Here is a 16754-nt window from a genome sequence, read left to right as displayed (position 1 = left end):
CGATATCCACCCTGAGCGGAAGCTTAACGCTTCCGCTCAGGGAGTTCACAGCCGCTCACCCCGGACAGCGCGTCTCCGTCTGGCTGGCGTCCAGCCGGATTTCCGACACTGACACCGTCATCTTGCCCGACGTCGCCATGTGGAACGGAACCTCGACCTTCGACAGATCCCCGCCGTCGGTGCGGAAACAGGTCAGGGGGATGCGGGCCTCGCGCCACTGGCCCACCGGGGCCGAGCGCAGCAGGCCGGTCAGGTCGATGGCTCCGCCGCCCAGCTTGAAGGCCACAGGCGCGCTTGGCGCAGCGTCCACCCGGTAGCGGAAGCCCAGGGCCACGGCCCCATTGGCCTGACGCGTCAGATCGACGGGCGTGCCCCAGATTTCGACGCTGGCGGCGCCGGTTCCGGCGAAGACGAACTGCTGGCCGCTTTCCTGGGCCAGGTCGTCAACTGGGCGCGAGGCCACGCCGCTGCGCGGGCTGGACGCCGTCTTGGCCGTGCCGGGGCGGGTCTGGCCGCCCGCGTCGTTCAGCAGCAGGCTCCAGGGCGAGACGAACCGACCGTCGACGAAATAGCGGTCCAGATTGGTCGCCTGGGCCGAGACCCCGCTCTCCTCCGACAGCATCCCCACCGTCGCCGGCGCGGCGTAGCTGAGGCCGTAGCCATAGGCGAACTGCGGGTCATAGCCGGGCTGGCCGTGGTTCAGCGGCGTCCCCGTGGCGTCTTTGGGCCAGCTGAAGGACAGCTTGCCGTGGAAGTCGTTGCGCGGCTTGCCGTCGGCGCCGCCCACCAGCAGGTCGGCGACCCCGCCGCCCTCGGTGCCCGGCAGCCAAGCGGCCACGAAGGCGTCCGACGCATTGATCTCCGGATTGGTCCACATCGGCCGCCCGGACAGGAAGACCGAGACGGTTGGAATGCCCGCCGCCTTCAGACGCTTCAGCGTCTCCAGCGGCGCGCTGGGCACGTAATCCAGATTGTCCACGTCGCCCTGGAACTCGGCATAGGGGGTCTCGCCGAAGACGACGATGGCCACGTCCGGCTTCTGGGTGAAGCTCCCGTCCGCGCTCAGGGTCGCACTCCCGCCCCCCGCCTTCACGGCCTCTTCGATCCCGCCCCAGATCGACTGCCCCTGGGGGAAGTCGGCGTTGGAATTGCCCGTCCCCTGCCAGCTCAGGGTCCAGCCGCCCGAGGCCTGGCCTATGTCGTCGGCCGCCGTCCCCGCCACCAGGACCCGCGCATTGGCGCGGACCGGCAGGACGCCGTCGTTCTTCAGCAGCACCAGCGACTTGCGCACCGCCTCGCGCGCCAGGGCGCGGTGCGCCGGCGAGGCCAGTTCCTCGAACCGGCCCTCGACCGGCCGCGTCGGTTCGAACAGGCCGGTCTTGACCTTGGCGACCAGGATGCGGCGCACCGCTTCGTCCACCCGCGCCGCCGGGATCTCGCCCGACCTGGCCTGGGCCAGGGTCGAGGCGTACAGCGGCTTCCAGCTGTCGGGCGCCATCAGCATGTCGATGCCGGCGTTGACGGCCAGGGCGCAGCTCTCATTGGTGCAGCCCGGCAGTTGCCCGTGGGCGTTCCAGTCGGACACCACGAAGCCCTTGAACCCCAGGGGCCCGCGCAGCACGTCGGTCAGCAGGGTCGGATTGCCCGAGTGCTTGTAGCCGTTCCAGCCCGAGAAGCTGGCCATGATCGACAGCACGCCCGCGTCGATCGCCTGGACATAGCCGCCCAGGTGGACGTCGATCAGCTCCTGCTCCGTGCCCCGGAAGTCGCCCTGGTCCTCGCCCTCGAAGGTGCCGCCGTCGGCCAGGAAGTGTTTCGCCGATCCTGCGATATGGCCGGGCGCCAGCGGCCGCCCCGGCTGCAGCTCGCCCTGGAGCCCCAGGGTCATCGGCCCGGCGTAGGACCGCTGGACCTCCGGATCCTCGGCGTATCCCTCATAGGACCGGCCCCAGCGGTCGTCGCGCGGCACGGCCAGGGTCGGGCCGAAGGTCCACTCCGCCCCCGTCACCGCAACCTCAAGCGCCGTCGCCGCCCCGATCCGCCGGATCAGGTCCGGGTCACGCGCGGCGCCCAGGCCGATATTGTGCGGGAAGATGGTCGCGCCGGGGACGTTGTTATGCCCGTGCACCGCGTCGATGCCGTAGATCAGCGGGATGGTCGTGCCGCCGCGCGCCTCGTTGGCGGCGCGGAAGGCGCGGGCCAAGTCCAGCCACTTCTGCGCCGTCGCCTTGTCGTCGCCCCACGGACCGGAGCTGCCGCCGGCCAGGATCGAGCCCAGCGGATAGGTCTTCAGGTCATCCGGCGTGATCGAGCCGATATCGGCCTGGATCAGTTGCCCGACCTTCTCCTCCAGCGTCATCTTCGCCATCAGCTCGGTGACGAAGGCCTCGGTGCGCGCATCGCTGATCGCGGCCGGGGTCGCGGCCTGGGGCCAGAGGGCGGGATGGGCCCGCGCCGCCTCGGGAACCGCGGCCGTCTGGGCCAGGGCGGGGGCGCCGCCGCTCATGGCCAGGGCCAGAACCATCAGGGACACAGTCGTGCGCATCGGATTTCCTCGCAGGATGAACCAGGAGGCGTGCGTCTGACAGATCGGAAGACAGGCGGACAGGCGCGGCGGAATGGCGACATTCCGACCCTTTATCCTGTACGTCTGCTCCCGAGCGATCGATCCGCCGCCCTTCGACGCGGATTAGGGACGGGACGCCACGAACCGTCAAGCCATTTTTGAGAACGTTCTCAGGATCACCCCGCGCAAGTTGACGCAGGGCGACCGCGGACCGGATTTCACCGCCTGGGCGTCGCCAGCAGACGCCCGTCGCCATAGGCGCCGTCCAACCGCCCCGTCCGCGCCCAATCCAGCACGGCCTGATAATAGCCGGGCGCATAGCCGATGGAGGCGCGCCGCCCGTCCGCCGCCGTCTCGAACCTGACGATGCCGTGGTCGGTGTCGGGGTATTCCAGCAGGGTGACCGGCCGCCCCTGGGCCGCCAGGTCGATCAGCCGCCGCCGCGTAGCCTCAGGCGGGGCGCCGGTGTCGTCTTCCGCCTGGATCCACAGCATGGGCGCGTCCAAGCGGCTCAGCACCGGCAGCGGGTCATAGTCCCAGGAGGTTCCGACATCGAGCACCGGGGCCATGGCGACGATCTGGTCGTTCGGCGTGTTCAGCAACAGGCCGGTGACCTCGCCCTTGATATCGGCGAACCAGGGCTGGGCCCGATACCTGGCGCGCACGGCCTCCAGACCGTCGAATCCGACCGCGCCGCGCGAGGCGATGAAGGCGCCGGTCACATCGGTGATCTCGCGCGCCTGTTCCAGCACATCGGCGCCCCACCCCTTGGCCTTCAGATCGAGCATCACCTGGTCGCTGTCCTCCGCCAGCGCGCCATAGGCCAGGCCGAAGCCGACGGTGACGAAGTCCACCGGCGTCAGGCTGGCGGCCAGCGGCGCAATCCAGCCGCCCTGGCTTGCGCCATGCAGGCCGACTCGGCCCGCCCGATCTCCGGCCAGCCGACGGGCCTCGACCACGGCGGCGGCGGCGTCCGCGGCCAGAACATGGAAGTCCTGAGTATAGCGCCCCTCCGATCCGCCAGAGCCGCGCTTGGCGTAGACGAAGACCCCGACGCCCGAGGCCGGGGCGAACCGTTGGAAGGCGTTGAAGTCCAGCGCATTGGCGCCTTCCGATCCGTGAACCTCGACCATGATGGGGACCACACCGTCGCCCGGCGGCAGGATCAACCGTCCTTTCAGCCGCGTGCCGCCCTGGCCAACGAAGGCTGTCTCGCGCACGTCCTGGACCAGGCGTCGGCCGGTCTGGCCCTCGAAGACGATCCGCCCCTCGTCGCAGAGTCCGAGCTGCGGCTGCGGACCTTCGACGCGACTGGTTGATCCCAGGGTGCTGACCCAGCGTCGGTCGGCGCCCACCACCATCCTGGCCGTCGATCCGTCCAACCGACGCCACCGCAGCCCCTTTTCCGCCAACGGCGCGACATCCACCCAACTGCCGTCGTCCAGCCGATAGACGCCGACATGACAGACCACAGCCGGGTCGGGGCGCTCATCGACGTCGGCCCCCGGCGCCTGGGCCAGAGCGGGAACGGCGACGGCGGAAACGACGAGGGTCAGGGCGGCGGCGAGCCAGGATTGCGACATGGGTGTTCCGATCAGGGTTGGGTTCTCGCCCAACGCCATTGCCGCGCCGCCGTCGGCTCGCTAGGCCCGACTTCGCGAACGGCGCCGTGGGTGCGCGAACGGGACGGCATGGGCCACAGGGCGAAGACCATCATCGGAGCGAAGTCCGCGCGACGCTGGGCCGTCGATGCCCTCTTGCTCGCCGCTATGGGCCTGTTGCTCGGTTTCCTCGGCCCATTCGACTCGGACAATGCCCCCATCGCGTCCCGCTATGCCTATTGGATGACCTGTATGCTGGGCGGCGGCCTGATCGCCGTCGCCGTGGACGAGAGCCTGGGCCGGCGCCTGCCCGTCCTATGGCGACGGGTTGTCGTCACCTCGGCGCTCGCCACCCCGCTGGTGACCCTGTTCGTCGTCGTGACCCAGCACCTGATGTTCGCAGAGCAGCGCTGGTCGATCTATCTGCCGCTGCTCTGGCAGGTCTGGCCCATCATGCTGGCGGCCATGGCGGTCCGCGCCCTCGTCTGGCGTCGGCTTCCCACGCGGGTCGAGACCCGCACCCTCGTCGTCCCGCCCCTGCCCGAGGCTGAGGCGGTCTTCCGCCGCAGACTGTCGGCCAAACGCCGCAGCGCCCGACTGATCGCCATCGAGGCGCACGACCATTATCTACGGGTCCATACCGATGCGGGGGCGGAGTTGATCACCCTGCGTTTCGCCGATGCGCTGGAGGAATTGTCACGCGCGCACGGATGGCGCGTTCACCGCTCATGGTGGGTGGCGGCCGATGCGGTGCAAGAGGTGCGCTGGCGGCGCGGTGTCGGCGAAATCCGCCTCGTCGGCGACCTGACGGCCCCGGTCAGCCGGACCCATGGCCCCGTGCTGAAAGCGGCGGGCTGGCTCTAGCGGCGCCGCCCGCCGGTCGTGCGTGATCGCCCGGTCTGGGCCGGACGATCACGACGTAGAACGAAAACTATTCAGGCAGGTCTTCGGCCAGGATCGCCATTTCGAACATGAACGAGCCTTCCTCGTCCTCGTCCTCGAAGACGATGCCGATGAACTCGTCGCCGACATAGACCTCGGCCGAGTCGTTCTGCTTGGGACGGGCCTTCACGATGATGCCGCCGGTGTTGAAGGTGCGCTTGAGGTGGGCCTCGATGCGCTTCAGGTCGGTGTCTTTCACGGGGGCCTCATGGTCTTGGGTTGGCGGCGGACCCTAGAGAAGTCGGGCGTTGAGGGAAACCCGTCAGATCACGAAGTCGTACACCACGTCCGCCAACGTATGGTCCATGGTCCGCGCCGGCTCGGCCCCGGTGGGGCAGTTGACCAGCCGCGCCGGCACCCCCGCCACGGTGCAGCCCGACGGCACATCCTTCAGCACCACCGAGCCCGAGGCCACCTTGGCGTAGTCGCCGACGAGGATATTGCCCAGCACCTTGGCCCCGGCGCCCAGCAGCACCCCCTTGCCGATCTTGGGATGGCGGTCGCCGCGCTCGGCGCCCGTGCCGCCCAGGGTGACATTGTGCAGCATCGACACGTCGTCGCCGACCACCGCCGTCTCGCCGATGACGATGCCGGTGCCGTGGTCCAGGAACAGGCCCTTGCCCAGCCGCGCCGCCGGATGGATGTCCAGCTGGAACAGTTCGGAGATCCGGCTCTGGAAGTGGAAGGCCAGGGTCTCGCGCCCCTGTCCCCACAGCCAATGGGCCACGCGCCAGCCCTGCAGCGCCTGGAAGCCTTTGAAATACAGGAAGGGCTGCAACAGGTTGCGGATCGCCGGGTCGCGCTCCGCCACCGCCTGCAGATCGGCTTCCGCCGCCGCGACCATGGCCGGATCGGCGACGAAGGCCGACAGGCAGACCTCGCGCACCGACATGGCGCTCATTTCTCCGTCGGCCAGTTTGCGCGCGATCTGGAAGCTGAGGGCGCCGGCCAGGTCGTCGTGCGACAGGATGACCGCGTTCATCTGCGAGCCCAGCTGGGGCTCCTCGCGCGCGGCGGCCTCGGCCGAGGCGCGCAGCTGGCGCCACACGCTGTCGGTTTCCGCAACGACTTCAAGCTTGGCCATGCCGGGCTCCTTCGGCGACATCATACCCGCCCCAGCATGGCCTGCGCCAGCGCCGGAGGCAGGGCTCCATTCTGCGCCATATGATAGGCCTTGTACGCCGTCGCCACCGTCAGACTGTCGCGCACCGTCCCGCGCCCGATCTCGTCGAGCAGATCCAGGAAGGGCACGCGGACCACGGCGATGATCTCCGTCGGGTCCGGCGCGACCGGCGCAGGGCTCAGGCCCCAGGCGATCCAGGTCTTGCCGATCTCGTCGGTGATGGAGTTGGACATCTCGACCGTCAGGGCCGGCGCCCAGTGCGCGGCCTCCAGCCCCGCCTCCTCGGCCAGTTCGCGCCGGACCCCGTCGAACGGATCCTCGTCCAGGGGCGCCCCGCCCTCGGGCATTTCCCAGGAATAGTTGGCCAGGGCGAACCGCTGCTGCCCCACCAGCACCACCGTCCCGTCGTCATGCACCGGCAACACGCCGGTCCCGACGTTCTTGAACCGCACGACGGCGTAGTCGGCCGCATGCCCCGTCGGCGCCGTCGCCGGATGCCGGGTCAGGCTCAGCCACGGGCTGTCGAACAGAACCTCGGTTCCGTCGCTGCGCCAGGCCGGCGGCTTGACCAGTCCCTCGGCCCATTTCGGTTCGTCGGAATTGCTCATGGCTCACCTATGGCGAAGGCGGGGACGAAAGCCTAGCTAGACCGCATGACCGAGCTGCCCCTGATCCCCCTGAACGCTCCCCTGCCCGCCCCGGTCCCCTCGCAGGACCTGCGCGACCGGCTGGCCACGCGCCGCTCCGCCCCGGCCCAGGCCCTGACCGCCCCCGGCCCGACCGAGGCCGAGCTGGACCAGATCCTGACCCTGGGCGCCCGCACCCCCGATCACGGCAAGCTCTTCCCCTGGCGGTTCGTGGTCCTGGGCCCGCTCAGCCGCGCCCGGATCGCCGAACAACTGGCCGTCCTGGCCGAGACCCGCGACAAGCCGGCCAAGGACCAGGCGGTCCTGGCCAAGCTGACCGCCGCCCCCCTCACCATCCTGGTCGTCTCGACGCCCGTCCCCGCCGCCAAGCCGGTCTGGGAGCAACAGCTGTCGGCCGGCGCCGTCTGCATGAACCTGGAACACGCGACCGGCGCCTTCGGCTATTCGTCCAGCTGGATCACCGACTGGTACAGCTACGACCCCCAGGCTATGGCCCTGTTCGGCCTGACCGAGGGCGAAGCCGTCGCCGGCTTCATCCACATCGGAACCCTGACCGAACCCGCCCTGGAACGCCCCCGCCCGGACATGGCCGCCAGGGTCACGCGCCTGCCGTGATAGGCGTCATCCTCCGACAAGCCGCGTGGCGGCGCAGATCGGAGGACTCAGCGGCGGATAGGCCCGCACCCGGATATGGAAGATCCGCTGCACCCGCGCGATATAGCTGCCCACCGCCGCATACATGAAGCCCGAGAACAGCGGCACGGCGCCGATGCGCAGCAGACTGTCCTCCGGATAGACCCAGGACCCGTGCGCGGTCTTGAACAGCTCCATGATCGTCCCCGCCACATGGAACAGGAAGATCACCCGCGCCTCTTCCCAAGTCTCCAGCTTGAACGCCAGCATGGCCGCCTGGATCACCACAGCCCCGACCGCCAGAAAATCATAGCGCGAGATCGGGGCCTGATCCGGCCACCACAGGAAGGTGCCGACGATCAGCGCCAGCATCAGCCCCCCGAACAGACAGGCCCACCCCTGTTTCAGCCCGAACCAGAGGAATTCGTAGGCATAACGGCGCGCGCGCGACCGGTCGGCCCAGGCCTCCGCCCGCGTCATCAGACGGCGACCCCAGGTCTCGAGCGGTAGGCGGCTTGATAAACTCATAGTTGCATGACCGCGCAAACTCTACGAATAGCAATGCAGCACAGTAGGCAAATCCTTGCTTAGCAGCAGACTAGTGAAGTGATTTCAGATGGATCAACAGTCACTCGCAGCCCGGCGACCTTCGCTACGGATAATCCATCTCTCAGGTGGTCACCGCGCCTTTGACGTAGGAGAGCCGGAAATTCGCGTGGGAGTAGATTTTAACCGCACCATGCTGACCATACCAAATCAGCCTTACGAACAGGTATTCGGTGCGCTGGAGTCAATCGGACTTCAAGTGATCGGCGCGGATTTTATCTCCGGCGCCTCGCACGACCTGAACCTTCCCCCCGATTTCCAGCCGATCACCCCGACATCTGGATTTTCTACGCTTTGGGGCGAAAGAGCATGGTCCGATGTCAAAAACGTCAAATCACAACGAACGCCCGACATCATCGACATCTCAAGTCGTTTCGCGACCTATCATCGACTATTAGCCATTAGAATCAGAGAAATTAGCGAAGCGTATACAGGCGCATTGACATCGAAACTTACCGACATAGACGGACAATATCGTCGGCCGGAAAAAGACACGCTCTTCAGCAACGGCTTTCAAGCCCACATCGAAGCAGCTATCCACGCGTTTCTGGCTGATGCGGCGGCCTTCAGAGACCTAGTCGCTGAATCTATATGGAAATTAATTCTCAATAATAATAACAACGAAGTGACAACGCTCGGATCTTTAATAAAGAAAACTAAAAACTACAGCCACAAAGGCACGCTACTATCTTACATTCATCATCATGGCTCTGATGGCGGCTGGATAAAAAATCTTACCGACATACGGAACTCAATAATCCACGTCGCACCTTTAGCAAATACTAACGAAATTCAAAGCCTCCATCTTAGAATGCACCAACTCAAAGGTGGCTCGGTTCCAATAATCCACTACCCATTAACTACAAGCGATGGTCGATTGCGCATACGGCAGGAACCGGTGGATTTCGATGATCATGACAAGCTAAAGGAAAGAATCCAAAACTACCATGAGTTTGTTAAAGAGAGCGGCGACGCTCTAATATATGCCAACAAGTGCTTGGGCCAGTTAGTTGAGTTAGGAAATCAGGTGCGAGAGACGGCGAGCCTTCAGCACGAAATACTAACAATAACAGACGCCGACATTATAGGGCCCATACGCATTCACAGAGGAAACTAGTTCTGATTCACCCCCGCCCGCGATACGTTGGCACGCCCTGATCCGGCAGCCACAGCCCCTCGGGCGCCACCCCCGTCTGCCAGAAGACGTCGATCGGAATCCCGCCGCGCGGATACCAGTACCCCCCGATCCGCAGCCATTTCGGCGCCAGCAGGTCCGCCAGGCGCCGGCCGATGGCGACGGTGCAGTCCTCGTGGAAGGCGCCGTGGTTGCGGAAACTGGTCAGGTACAGTTTCAGGCTCTTGGACTCGACCAACCAGTCGCCCGGCGCATAGTCGATGACGATATGGGCGAAGTCCGGCTGGCCCGTCACCGGGCACAGGCTGGTGAACTCGGGCGCCGTGAACCGGGCCAGATACAGCGTGTCCGCATGCGGGTTCGGCACCCGCTCCAGCACGGCCGTCTCGGGGCTGGTCGGGGCGGCGGTCTGGGCGCCGAGCTGGCTGAGGTTGTCGGTGTAGTGGGTCATGCCGCGCATTTAGGCGTTTGCGGCGCGTAAGAAAATCCTCCCGGGCGAACCGCCCCATTCCAGACCCCATCCGCGTCCGGCCCCCTCCACCGCGAAGACGCGGCCCCCCTCCCCCAGACGGGGGAGGACTACGAAGCCGACGGCCGAAATCCTCCCCCATGGGGGAGGGGGACCGCCGCGCCGCTTCGCGCGGTGGTGGAGGGCGCGCGCCGCGCACGAGGCTTGTGACGTTCAGCGCCCCTAGTTCCGCAGATTTTCTCTCAGCCTTTCAACGCTCTGACGTCAAAAAACCCTGCTCAACCCACCACGCCTTGAAACCCGGCTATAATCACCCCCATCGGATGGAAGGGCCGAGATTGGACTCATTGGACTCATTGGACTGTGTTTTCACCGTCCAGCTTCGCCGCCGATTTCAGACGATTCATACGATTCAGACTCTGTTTTTTCGTCGGCGAGTCTGAAATCCCGTCGCCCGAATTCTCCCCGATTGCCTTCCCCCGCGACAGCCCGCTAAGCGTAGCGAAACGAAACCCAGGAGACGCCCGTGGCCATTCCCGCTTCGCTTCAAAAAGACCTGACCCTGCCGATCATCTCGGCGCCCATGTTCCTGGTCTCCGGCCCGGATCTGGTGGTCGAGGCCTGCAACGCCGGGATCATCGGCACCTTCCCGTCGCTGAACCAGCGCACGGCCGAGGGCTATCGCGACTGGATTCACGAGATCAAGGGCCGGCTGAAGCCCGGGGCCGCCGCCTTTGGCGTCAACCACATCGTCCACCCGACCAATCCCCGGCTGATGGCCGACATGACGGTGTCGGTCGAAGAGAAGGTGCCGCTGATCATCACCTCGCTGGGCGCCGTGCGCGACGTGGTGGATGCGGTCCACGGCTACGGCGGCGTGGTCTTCCACGACATCGCCAACATCCGCCATGCGCGCAAGGCGGCCGAGGCGGGCGTCGACGGCCTGATCCTGGTCGCCAACGGCGCGGGCGGCCACGCCGGGATCATCAACCCCTTCGCCCTGGTCAACGAGGTGCGCAGCTTCTTCGACGGGACCATCATCCTGTCCGGCGCGATTTCGACCGGTCAGGACGTGGCGGCGGCCCTGATGCTGGGCGCCGACTTCGCCTATATGGGCACCCGGTTCATCAACACGACCGAGGCCATGGCGGCCGACGCCTACAAGCAGATGATCATCGACAGCGGCTCGACCGACATCGTCCACACCCCGGCCGTGTCCGGCATCCCGGCCAACTTCATGTCCAAGTCGCTGATCGAGAACGGGATCGACCCCAAACACCTGCCCGAGCACAAGCTGGACATGGGCGACGAGGCCAAGGCCTGGAAGACGGTCTGGTCCGCCGGTCAGGGCGCGGGCGCCATCCACGACGTCCTGCCGACCGCCGAACTGGTCGGCCGCCTGCGACAAGAGTTCGCTCAGGCTACGGAACAGTTTTCAGCCAGGACCGCAAACCTGTAAGGCTCCTTCGCGCATCCCGCGCGTTGGAGCCCGCATGATCCGAATCCCCTCGCTCGTTCCCTCCGCCCTGCTGGGCTCCCTGCTGGTCCTGACCGCCGTCGTTTCCGCCCAGGCCCAGACGTCTCCCGGCCGCAGCGTCTGGGGCTTCGAGGTCGAGGCGGGGACGGACAACCGCTCCAAGGCCGCCTCCAAGTCGGGCAACGACGCCTATGTCTCCGCCTACGCCGCCTGGGAGAGCGACGACGGCCGGATCTATGTCTCCCCCGGCTTCCAGACCATCCAGGCGGGCGGCTCGAACATCGAGACTGACTGGATCGTCGGCTACCGGCCCGAGGCCTTCGGCTACGCCTTCGACCTCAACCTCGCCTACAAGCGTCGCCTCGATGTCGATCCCGGCTACGACGCCGACGGCCTGGAGCTGAGCGCCGAGGTCAGCCGCGCCGTCGGTCCCGCCCAGGCGGCCCTGCTGGTCCAGTACGCCCCCGACGCCCCCGGCTCGACCCGTTCCTACGTCTGGGTCGAGGCCGAACTGGGCTGGACCTTCTCGCCCCGCCTCGACGGCTCGGCCGCCATCGGCCGACGCGAACAGGACGGCGGCCCCGACTACACGGGCTGGAACGCGGGCGTGACCTACGCCCTGACCGACGCCCTCGCCCTCGACCTGCGCTACTACGACACCGACGCCGCCGCGTTGGACGAGCAGTACGAGGACGCCCTCGTCGCCCGGCTCGCCTACGCCTTCTGACGCCCTGCCCTTGCGCCCCGGGCCAAGGCCGCCCATATGGGGAGGGTCGATCTCTCTGCGTAACGCCGCTGCTCCCTTTGCATCACGCACCGAGGTCCAAACGCCGATCCCATTCAGACCCGACAGGCCGACCAGGGATCCCTCCCTGCGGTCAACGCCAGACGGAGGTCTCCAAATGGCTACCGGCACTGTTAAATGGTACAACCCCACCAAAGGCTACGGCTTCATCGCTCCCGATGACGGCGGCAAGGACGTCTTCGTCCACGCCTCGGCTGTCGAAACCTCGAGCGTCGGCTCGCTGAACGAAGGCCAGAAGATCTCCTACGAGATCGAGCGCGACTCGCGCTCCGGCAAGGAATCCGCCGGTCGCCTTACGGCGGCTGAGTAGGACACGCTTCGGAACACCATCGCCTTCGACGGCGAGATGACCAAGCTCCTGCCGCTGGGCGGCCGCAAGGTCCGCCTGGACAACGGCCACGTCGTAACGGTCCTGCCCACGCTCGGTACGCCTCAGGGCGTCTCCGGGCTGGGTGATCCGGTCGTGGTCGAGATCGCCTTCAATCAGCTGAAGGGCTGGCGCCTCGCGCGCCGGCCCTGACGCCTATTCCGTACAGGACGCCCGCATGACCCCGCTCGCCGACATGATCCCCTCGATGACCGACGCCGATCTGGTGACCCTGCGCGCCAACGCCGCCCGTCTGGTCGAACACGGCGCCTCGACCCAGGTCATGGCCGCCAGCGACATCCTGCCGGTCATCGACGCCGAAGTCGCGCGCCGCGCCGCCCTGCCCAAGGCCGCCAAGGCCCCGGTCAAGCGCGCCGCCCCCAAGAAGAAGCTGCCCCCCGTCACCGGCCACCAGACGGCTCTGCCGTCCAGCTGAGGCTGACGACGACACCAGGCTGGCTGGGCGTGCTGCAAGGTTGCTAAAAAGGCGTCCATGACGCCTGACGCCCTCCAGTCCTATCTCCACGACCACATCCCGCTCTCCCGCGCGATGCACGTCAGTGTCGAGGCCATCACACCGGACACCCTGACGCTTCAGGCGCCTCTCGCGCCCAATATCAATCACCGCGACACGGTGTTTGGTGGAAGCGCCTCAGCCTTGGCCATTCTCTCCGCCTGGTCGCTCGTGCACACCCGGCTGACAGCCGAAGGGCTGAAGGCGCGACTGATGATCCAGTCCAACACCGTCCACTATGACCGAGCCATCGCGGGGACATTCCAGTCCACCGCCGTGTTGGCAGATCCGGCCGGCTGGACGCGCTTCGTCGCCCTGTTCAATCGGCGCGGCAAGGCGCGTGTCACAGTCGTGGCGACCTTGACCGAGGATGGTCAGGCCGCAGGCCGCTTCGAAGGCAGCTTCGTCGCCCTGAGCATGAGCGACGCCTAGGATTACCCCAGGGCCTGATCCAGATCCGCGATCAGGTCCTCGACGTTCTCGACCCCGACCGACAGCCGGATCAGGCTGTCGGTGACGCCGCCCTTCTCGCGGATGTCCTTGGGCACGCTGGCGTGGGTCATGATCGCCGGGTGGTTCACCAGGCTCTCGACCCCGCCCAGCGACTCCGCCAGCGTAAAGACCTGCACCCGTTCCAGCACCCGCTTGGTCCGCTCCAGGTCGCCTTCCAGCACCACCGTCACCATGCCGCCGAAGCCCCCGTGCATCTGGCGCGCGGCCAGTTCGTGCTGCGGATGGGCGATCAGGCCGGGATAGATGACCTTGGCCACGCCCGCGCGCGTCTCCAGCCAACGGGCCACGGTCAGGGCGTTCTCGCAGTGCGCCTTCATCCGCAGCGCCAGGGTCTTCAGCCCCCGGTTGGCCAGGAAGGCGTCGAACGGCCCCATGATCCCGCCGACCGAGTTCTGCAGGAACTTGATCCGCGTCGCCAGGTCGGGATCCGCCGTCACCAGCACCCCGCCGATGATGTCCGAATGGCCGTTCAGATATTTGGTCGCCGAGTGCATCACCACATCCGCTCCCAGGCTCAGCGGCTGCTGGCAAAACGGCGTGGCGAAGGTGTTGTCCACGATCAGCAGCAGGCCGTGCGCCTTGGCCACCTTCGACAGGGCGGCGATGTCGGCCAGCTTCATCAACGGATTGGTCGGGGTCTCGACCCACAGCATCCTGGTCTTGGGCGTGATGGCCGCCTCGACCGCGCCGATGTCGCTCAGGTCCACATAGGCGAAGTCCAGCCCCATGGTCCGCCGACGCACCCGCTCGAACAGCCGCCACGAGCCGCCGTACAGGTCGTCGCCGGTCACGATATGATCGCCCGCGTCCAGCAGCTCCAGCGCCGTCGAGGTCGCCGCCATGCCTGAGCCGAAGCCGAACCCGTGCGTCCCGCCCTCCAGGTCCGCGATACAGGCCTCGAACGCCTCCCGCGTCGGGTTCTTGCCCCGCGCATACTCATAGCCCTTGTTCACGCCCGGGCTTTCCTGGGCATAGGTCGAGGTGGCGTAGATCGGCGTCATCACTGCACCCGTCGTCGGGTCGGGATGCTGCCCGGCATGGATGGCGCGGGTCGAGAAACCCTGGCTGTTCTTGGTGTCGGCCATGGTTCTTACCGGTTCAGGCTGAGGTGGTTGATCAGGTCGGTGCGGGTGATCAGGCCGACGAACTTTTCGCCGTCCAGCACGATGGCCACCCGGTCGCGGTCGAAGACAGGGATCAGGGCGTCCAGCGGCTCCTTGACCTGAAGCGTGTCCAGATCGCGCGTCATGGCCGAGGCCACCGGCTTGGCGAACCGCTCCTTGCGGGTGATCTCGTCGGTGTTCATCACGTGGATCAGGTCGCTCTCGTCCAGAATGCCGACCAGACGGCCGTCCTCGATGATCGGCAGTTGGGACACGTCGGCGCCCTTCATCCGCTTGAAGGCGGTGTCCAGGGTGTCGCCCGGACCGGCCACGACCACGTCGCCCTTCTCGTATTTGCGGTTGATCAGGTCCGACAGGTCGCCGTGCAGCTCGCGCTCGCCCAGACCCTGATCCGCCAGCCAGGCGTCGTTGTAGACCTTTGACAGATACTTGGCCCCAGTGTCGCAGACGAAGGTGACGCAGGTCTTGGCTTCGGTCTGCTCGCGGCACCAGCGCAGGGCCGTGGCGATCAGCGTCCCCGAGGACGACCCCGCCAGGATGCCTTCCTTCAGCAGAAGCTCGCGCGCCGTGGCGATCGCCTCCGCGTCCGGGATCGAATAGGCCTTATCGATCAGGCTCATGTCCGCCGTATCGGGCACGAAGTTCTGACCGATGCCCTCGACCGTATAGCTGCCGTCCGGCCCCGGCACGCCCTCATTGACGATGCCGGCCAGGGTCGATCCGACCGGATCGGCCAGGACGATCTGAGCCTTGGAGCCGACGCTCTTCAGATAGCGCGCCACGCCGGTGATGGTGCCGCCCGAGCCGATGCCGGCGACGAAGGCGTCCATGTCGCCGCCCGTCTGCTCCCAGATCTCCGGCCCCGTCGTCTTCACATGGGCGTCGGCGTTCGACTGGTTGGCGAACTGGTTGACGTAATAGGCGCCGGGAATGGCCTGCGACAGGCGCTCGGCCATGTCGGTGTAATATTCCGGATGCCCGTGCGGCACGTCCGAACGGGTCAGGCGAACATCGGCGCCCATGGCCCGCAGATGCTGGATCTTTTCCTTCGACATCTTGTCCGGGATGACCAGCAGCACCTTATATCCACGCGCCCGACCGACCAGAGTCAGGGCCAGACCGGTGTTGCCTGCCGTCGCTTCCACGATGGTGCCGCCTTCCTTAAGCCAGCCCTCCTTCTCGGCCGCGTCCAGCATTTCGACGGCGATCCGATCCTTGATCGAACCGCCGGGGTTCTGGGACTCCAGCTTGAGCAGCAGACGGCACGGGCCAGTGTCGATCTTCGTCACCTCCACCATCGGCGTCTTGCCGATCAGATCCAGCGGCGACTTCACGGTCGCGCTCAGGGCGGGGGCGGAAAGGGACATCGAAGACTCCGGTTCAGGATCAGTGGAAGCTGAAGCCCCACATTCACTCGGTCAACTCACGCAAGATTTGACCGGCCATTACGGTTCCAGCCGCGCCACCGGGGCATGACTGGCGGCCTAGACGGAGAATGGCTATATTTATAGCCACAGTCGGAGAGCGATCATGGCCGCATACAGCGTCGCCGAAGCCAAGAATACCCTGCCTCGGCTGCTCGACAAGGCCATCGAGGGCGAGCAGGTGATCATTACCCGCCACGGGAAACCGGTGGCTGAAATTCGTTCTCTTCCGACCGAACGGACGCCGATGTCCCACGCACAGAGACTGGCTCTGATCGACGACTTCGCAACGCGCCGCCAAGCTCTGCCTCCGCTCGATATCTCCGCCGTCGATCTGATCCGTCAGATGCGCGACGAAGGCGTATGAGCTTCTATTTCGACGCGAGCGCCCTGCTTGCCCTGCTGCTCAACGAGCCATCGGCCGAGTCCGTCGAACGCTTTATGCGTCGCCATGACCAGACAATCAGCGTCAGCACCCTGTGCGCTGCGGAATGTTCGGCCGCGATTTCAGGACTGGTGCGGATGCGACGCCGTTCGGAGGCCGAGGTGACAGTCCTGCTCCAGCGTCTGGACGACTGGATCGACACCTTCGGCGCCCGCGCGGCGATACTGGATGCCGACATAGAAGACGCCTGCCTCCTCGTGCGTCGTTTTGACCTGAAGCTCCGAACGCCTGACGCAATCCACATCGCCGTCGCGAGACGGCTGAATGCACAACTTATCACACTCGATCACCCCATGGCGCAGGCGGCGAGCCTGCTGAACCTGGACTGCATAAATCCAGCCGACACCCCGTCGAACTGAAAGA

19 protein-coding genes and 1 pseudogene are annotated in these 16754 nt (G+C 66.4%); 11 read left to right on the top strand and 9 right to left on the bottom strand.

Annotated features, from left to right (window positions below; genetic code table 11):
• Positions 1-55 precede the first annotated feature (55 nt).
• A complete protein-coding gene (locus ACW18C_RS06835) occupies positions 56-2545 on the bottom strand; it encodes a glycoside hydrolase family 3 protein (RefSeq protein WP_492073628.1) in 2490 nt (829 codons plus the stop codon).
• Between the two features lie 239 nt (positions 2546-2784).
• Positions 2785-4149 carry an alpha/beta hydrolase family protein gene (locus ACW18C_RS06830; protein WP_492073626.1) on the bottom strand — a complete coding sequence of 455 codons (1365 nt, stop codon included), beginning with the start codon at positions 4147-4149 and terminating at the stop codon, positions 2785-2787.
• A gap of 90 nt (positions 4150-4239) precedes the next feature.
• On the opposite strand from ACW18C_RS06830, the gene ACW18C_RS06825 reads away from it, so the two are divergent.
• The gene (locus tag ACW18C_RS06825) at positions 4240-5031 is read left to right on the top strand and encodes a LytTR family DNA-binding domain-containing protein (RefSeq protein ID WP_492073624.1); all 792 of its coding nucleotides are present in this window, start codon (positions 4240-4242) and stop codon (positions 5029-5031) included.
• A 67-nt stretch (positions 5032-5098) separates the two neighbouring features.
• On the opposite strand, the gene ACW18C_RS06820 is transcribed toward ACW18C_RS06825, so the two are convergent.
• The 3 genes from ACW18C_RS06820 to ACW18C_RS06810 form a co-directional block, all read right to left on the bottom strand.
• Complete coding sequence (locus tag ACW18C_RS06820) at positions 5099-5308, bottom strand: DUF3126 family protein (protein WP_008261149.1); 210 nt, start codon at positions 5306-5308, stop codon at positions 5099-5101.
• Positions 5309-5371: 63 nt separating this feature from the next.
• A complete protein-coding gene (gene cysE / locus ACW18C_RS06815) occupies positions 5372-6193 on the bottom strand; it encodes a serine O-acetyltransferase (protein ID WP_492073622.1) in 822 nt (273 codons plus the stop codon).
• Between the two features lie 20 nt (positions 6194-6213).
• The gene (locus ACW18C_RS06810) at positions 6214-6840 is read right to left on the bottom strand and encodes an NUDIX domain-containing protein (protein ID WP_008263489.1); all 627 of its coding nucleotides are present in this window, start codon (positions 6838-6840) and stop codon (positions 6214-6216) included.
• Positions 6841-6885: 45 nt separating this feature from the next.
• Between ACW18C_RS06810 and ACW18C_RS06805 the strand changes: the two genes are divergently transcribed.
• Positions 6886-7494 (top strand): nitroreductase family protein, encoded by a 609-nt coding sequence (locus tag ACW18C_RS06805; protein WP_492073621.1) that lies wholly within the window; start codon positions 6886-6888, stop codon positions 7492-7494.
• Positions 7495-7545: 51 nt separating this feature from the next.
• Here ACW18C_RS06805 and ACW18C_RS06800 read toward each other — a convergent pair.
• Positions 7546-8040, bottom strand: a pseudogene (locus ACW18C_RS06800) (DUF817 family protein); the annotation flags it as partial.
• An 88-nt stretch (positions 8041-8128) separates the two neighbouring features.
• On the opposite strand from ACW18C_RS06800, the gene ACW18C_RS06795 reads away from it, so the two are divergent.
• On the top strand, positions 8129-9235 hold the full coding sequence (locus tag ACW18C_RS06795; protein ID WP_492073619.1) for a hypothetical protein: 1107 nt from the start codon (positions 8129-8131) through the stop codon (positions 9233-9235).
• Positions 9236-9242: 7 nt separating this feature from the next.
• Here the strand turns inward: ACW18C_RS06795 and queF are convergent, their stop codons facing one another.
• Complete coding sequence (queF, locus tag ACW18C_RS06790) at positions 9243-9704, bottom strand: preQ(1) synthase (RefSeq protein WP_040349994.1); 462 nt, start codon at positions 9702-9704, stop codon at positions 9243-9245.
• A 544-nt stretch (positions 9705-10248) separates the two neighbouring features.
• On the opposite strand from queF, the gene ACW18C_RS06785 reads away from it, so the two are divergent.
• The 6 genes from ACW18C_RS06785 (at position 10249) to ACW18C_RS06760 (ending at position 13317) form a co-directional block, all read left to right on the top strand.
• Positions 10249-11181, top strand: coding sequence for an NAD(P)H-dependent flavin oxidoreductase (locus ACW18C_RS06785; RefSeq protein ID WP_492073618.1), 933 nt, complete (start codon positions 10249-10251; stop codon positions 11179-11181).
• 34 nt (positions 11182-11215) lie between these two features.
• Entirely contained in the window at positions 11216-11926 is a 711-nt protein-coding gene (locus ACW18C_RS06780; RefSeq protein WP_492073617.1) for a TorF family putative porin, read from the top strand.
• A 175-nt stretch (positions 11927-12101) separates the two neighbouring features.
• Positions 12102-12314 (top strand): cold-shock protein, encoded by a 213-nt coding sequence (locus tag ACW18C_RS06775; RefSeq protein WP_008260450.1) that lies wholly within the window; start codon positions 12102-12104, stop codon positions 12312-12314.
• Between the two features lie 36 nt (positions 12315-12350).
• A complete protein-coding gene (locus ACW18C_RS06770; protein WP_008262128.1) occupies positions 12351-12524 on the top strand; it encodes a hypothetical protein in 174 nt (57 codons plus the stop codon).
• Positions 12525-12549: 25 nt separating this feature from the next.
• The gene (locus tag ACW18C_RS06765) at positions 12550-12807 is read left to right on the top strand and encodes a hypothetical protein (protein WP_008260096.1); all 258 of its coding nucleotides are present in this window, start codon (positions 12550-12552) and stop codon (positions 12805-12807) included.
• Between the two features lie 57 nt (positions 12808-12864).
• The gene (locus ACW18C_RS06760) at positions 12865-13317 is read left to right on the top strand and encodes a YiiD C-terminal domain-containing protein (RefSeq protein WP_492073615.1); all 453 of its coding nucleotides are present in this window, start codon (positions 12865-12867) and stop codon (positions 13315-13317) included.
• A gap of 2 nt (positions 13318-13319) precedes the next feature.
• On the opposite strand, the gene ACW18C_RS06755 is transcribed toward ACW18C_RS06760, so the two are convergent.
• Positions 13320-14483, bottom strand: coding sequence for a cystathionine gamma-synthase (locus ACW18C_RS06755; RefSeq protein ID WP_492073614.1), 1164 nt, complete (start codon positions 14481-14483; stop codon positions 13320-13322).
• Between the two features lie 5 nt (positions 14484-14488).
• A complete protein-coding gene (locus ACW18C_RS06750) occupies positions 14489-15889 on the bottom strand; it encodes a pyridoxal-phosphate dependent enzyme (RefSeq protein WP_492073613.1) in 1401 nt (466 codons plus the stop codon).
• A 163-nt stretch (positions 15890-16052) separates the two neighbouring features.
• Between ACW18C_RS06750 and ACW18C_RS06745 the strand changes: the two genes are divergently transcribed.
• Together ACW18C_RS06745 and ACW18C_RS06740 are read left to right on the top strand one after the other, a co-directional pair.
• Positions 16053-16313 carry a type II toxin-antitoxin system Phd/YefM family antitoxin gene (locus ACW18C_RS06745; protein ID WP_492073612.1) on the top strand — a complete coding sequence of 87 codons (261 nt, stop codon included), beginning with the start codon at positions 16053-16055 and terminating at the stop codon, positions 16311-16313.
• Positions 16310-16750, top strand: coding sequence for a type II toxin-antitoxin system VapC family toxin (locus ACW18C_RS06740; RefSeq protein ID WP_492073611.1), 441 nt, complete (start codon positions 16310-16312; stop codon positions 16748-16750). The genes ACW18C_RS06745 and ACW18C_RS06740 overlap by 4 nt, the downstream gene beginning before the upstream one ends.
• The last annotated feature ends 4 nt before the right edge of the window (positions 16751-16754 follow it).

Source organism: Brevundimonas sp. FV1ye7S, from assembly GCF_058680995.1.
This window is presented reverse-complemented; position numbering and strand designations above follow the sequence as displayed.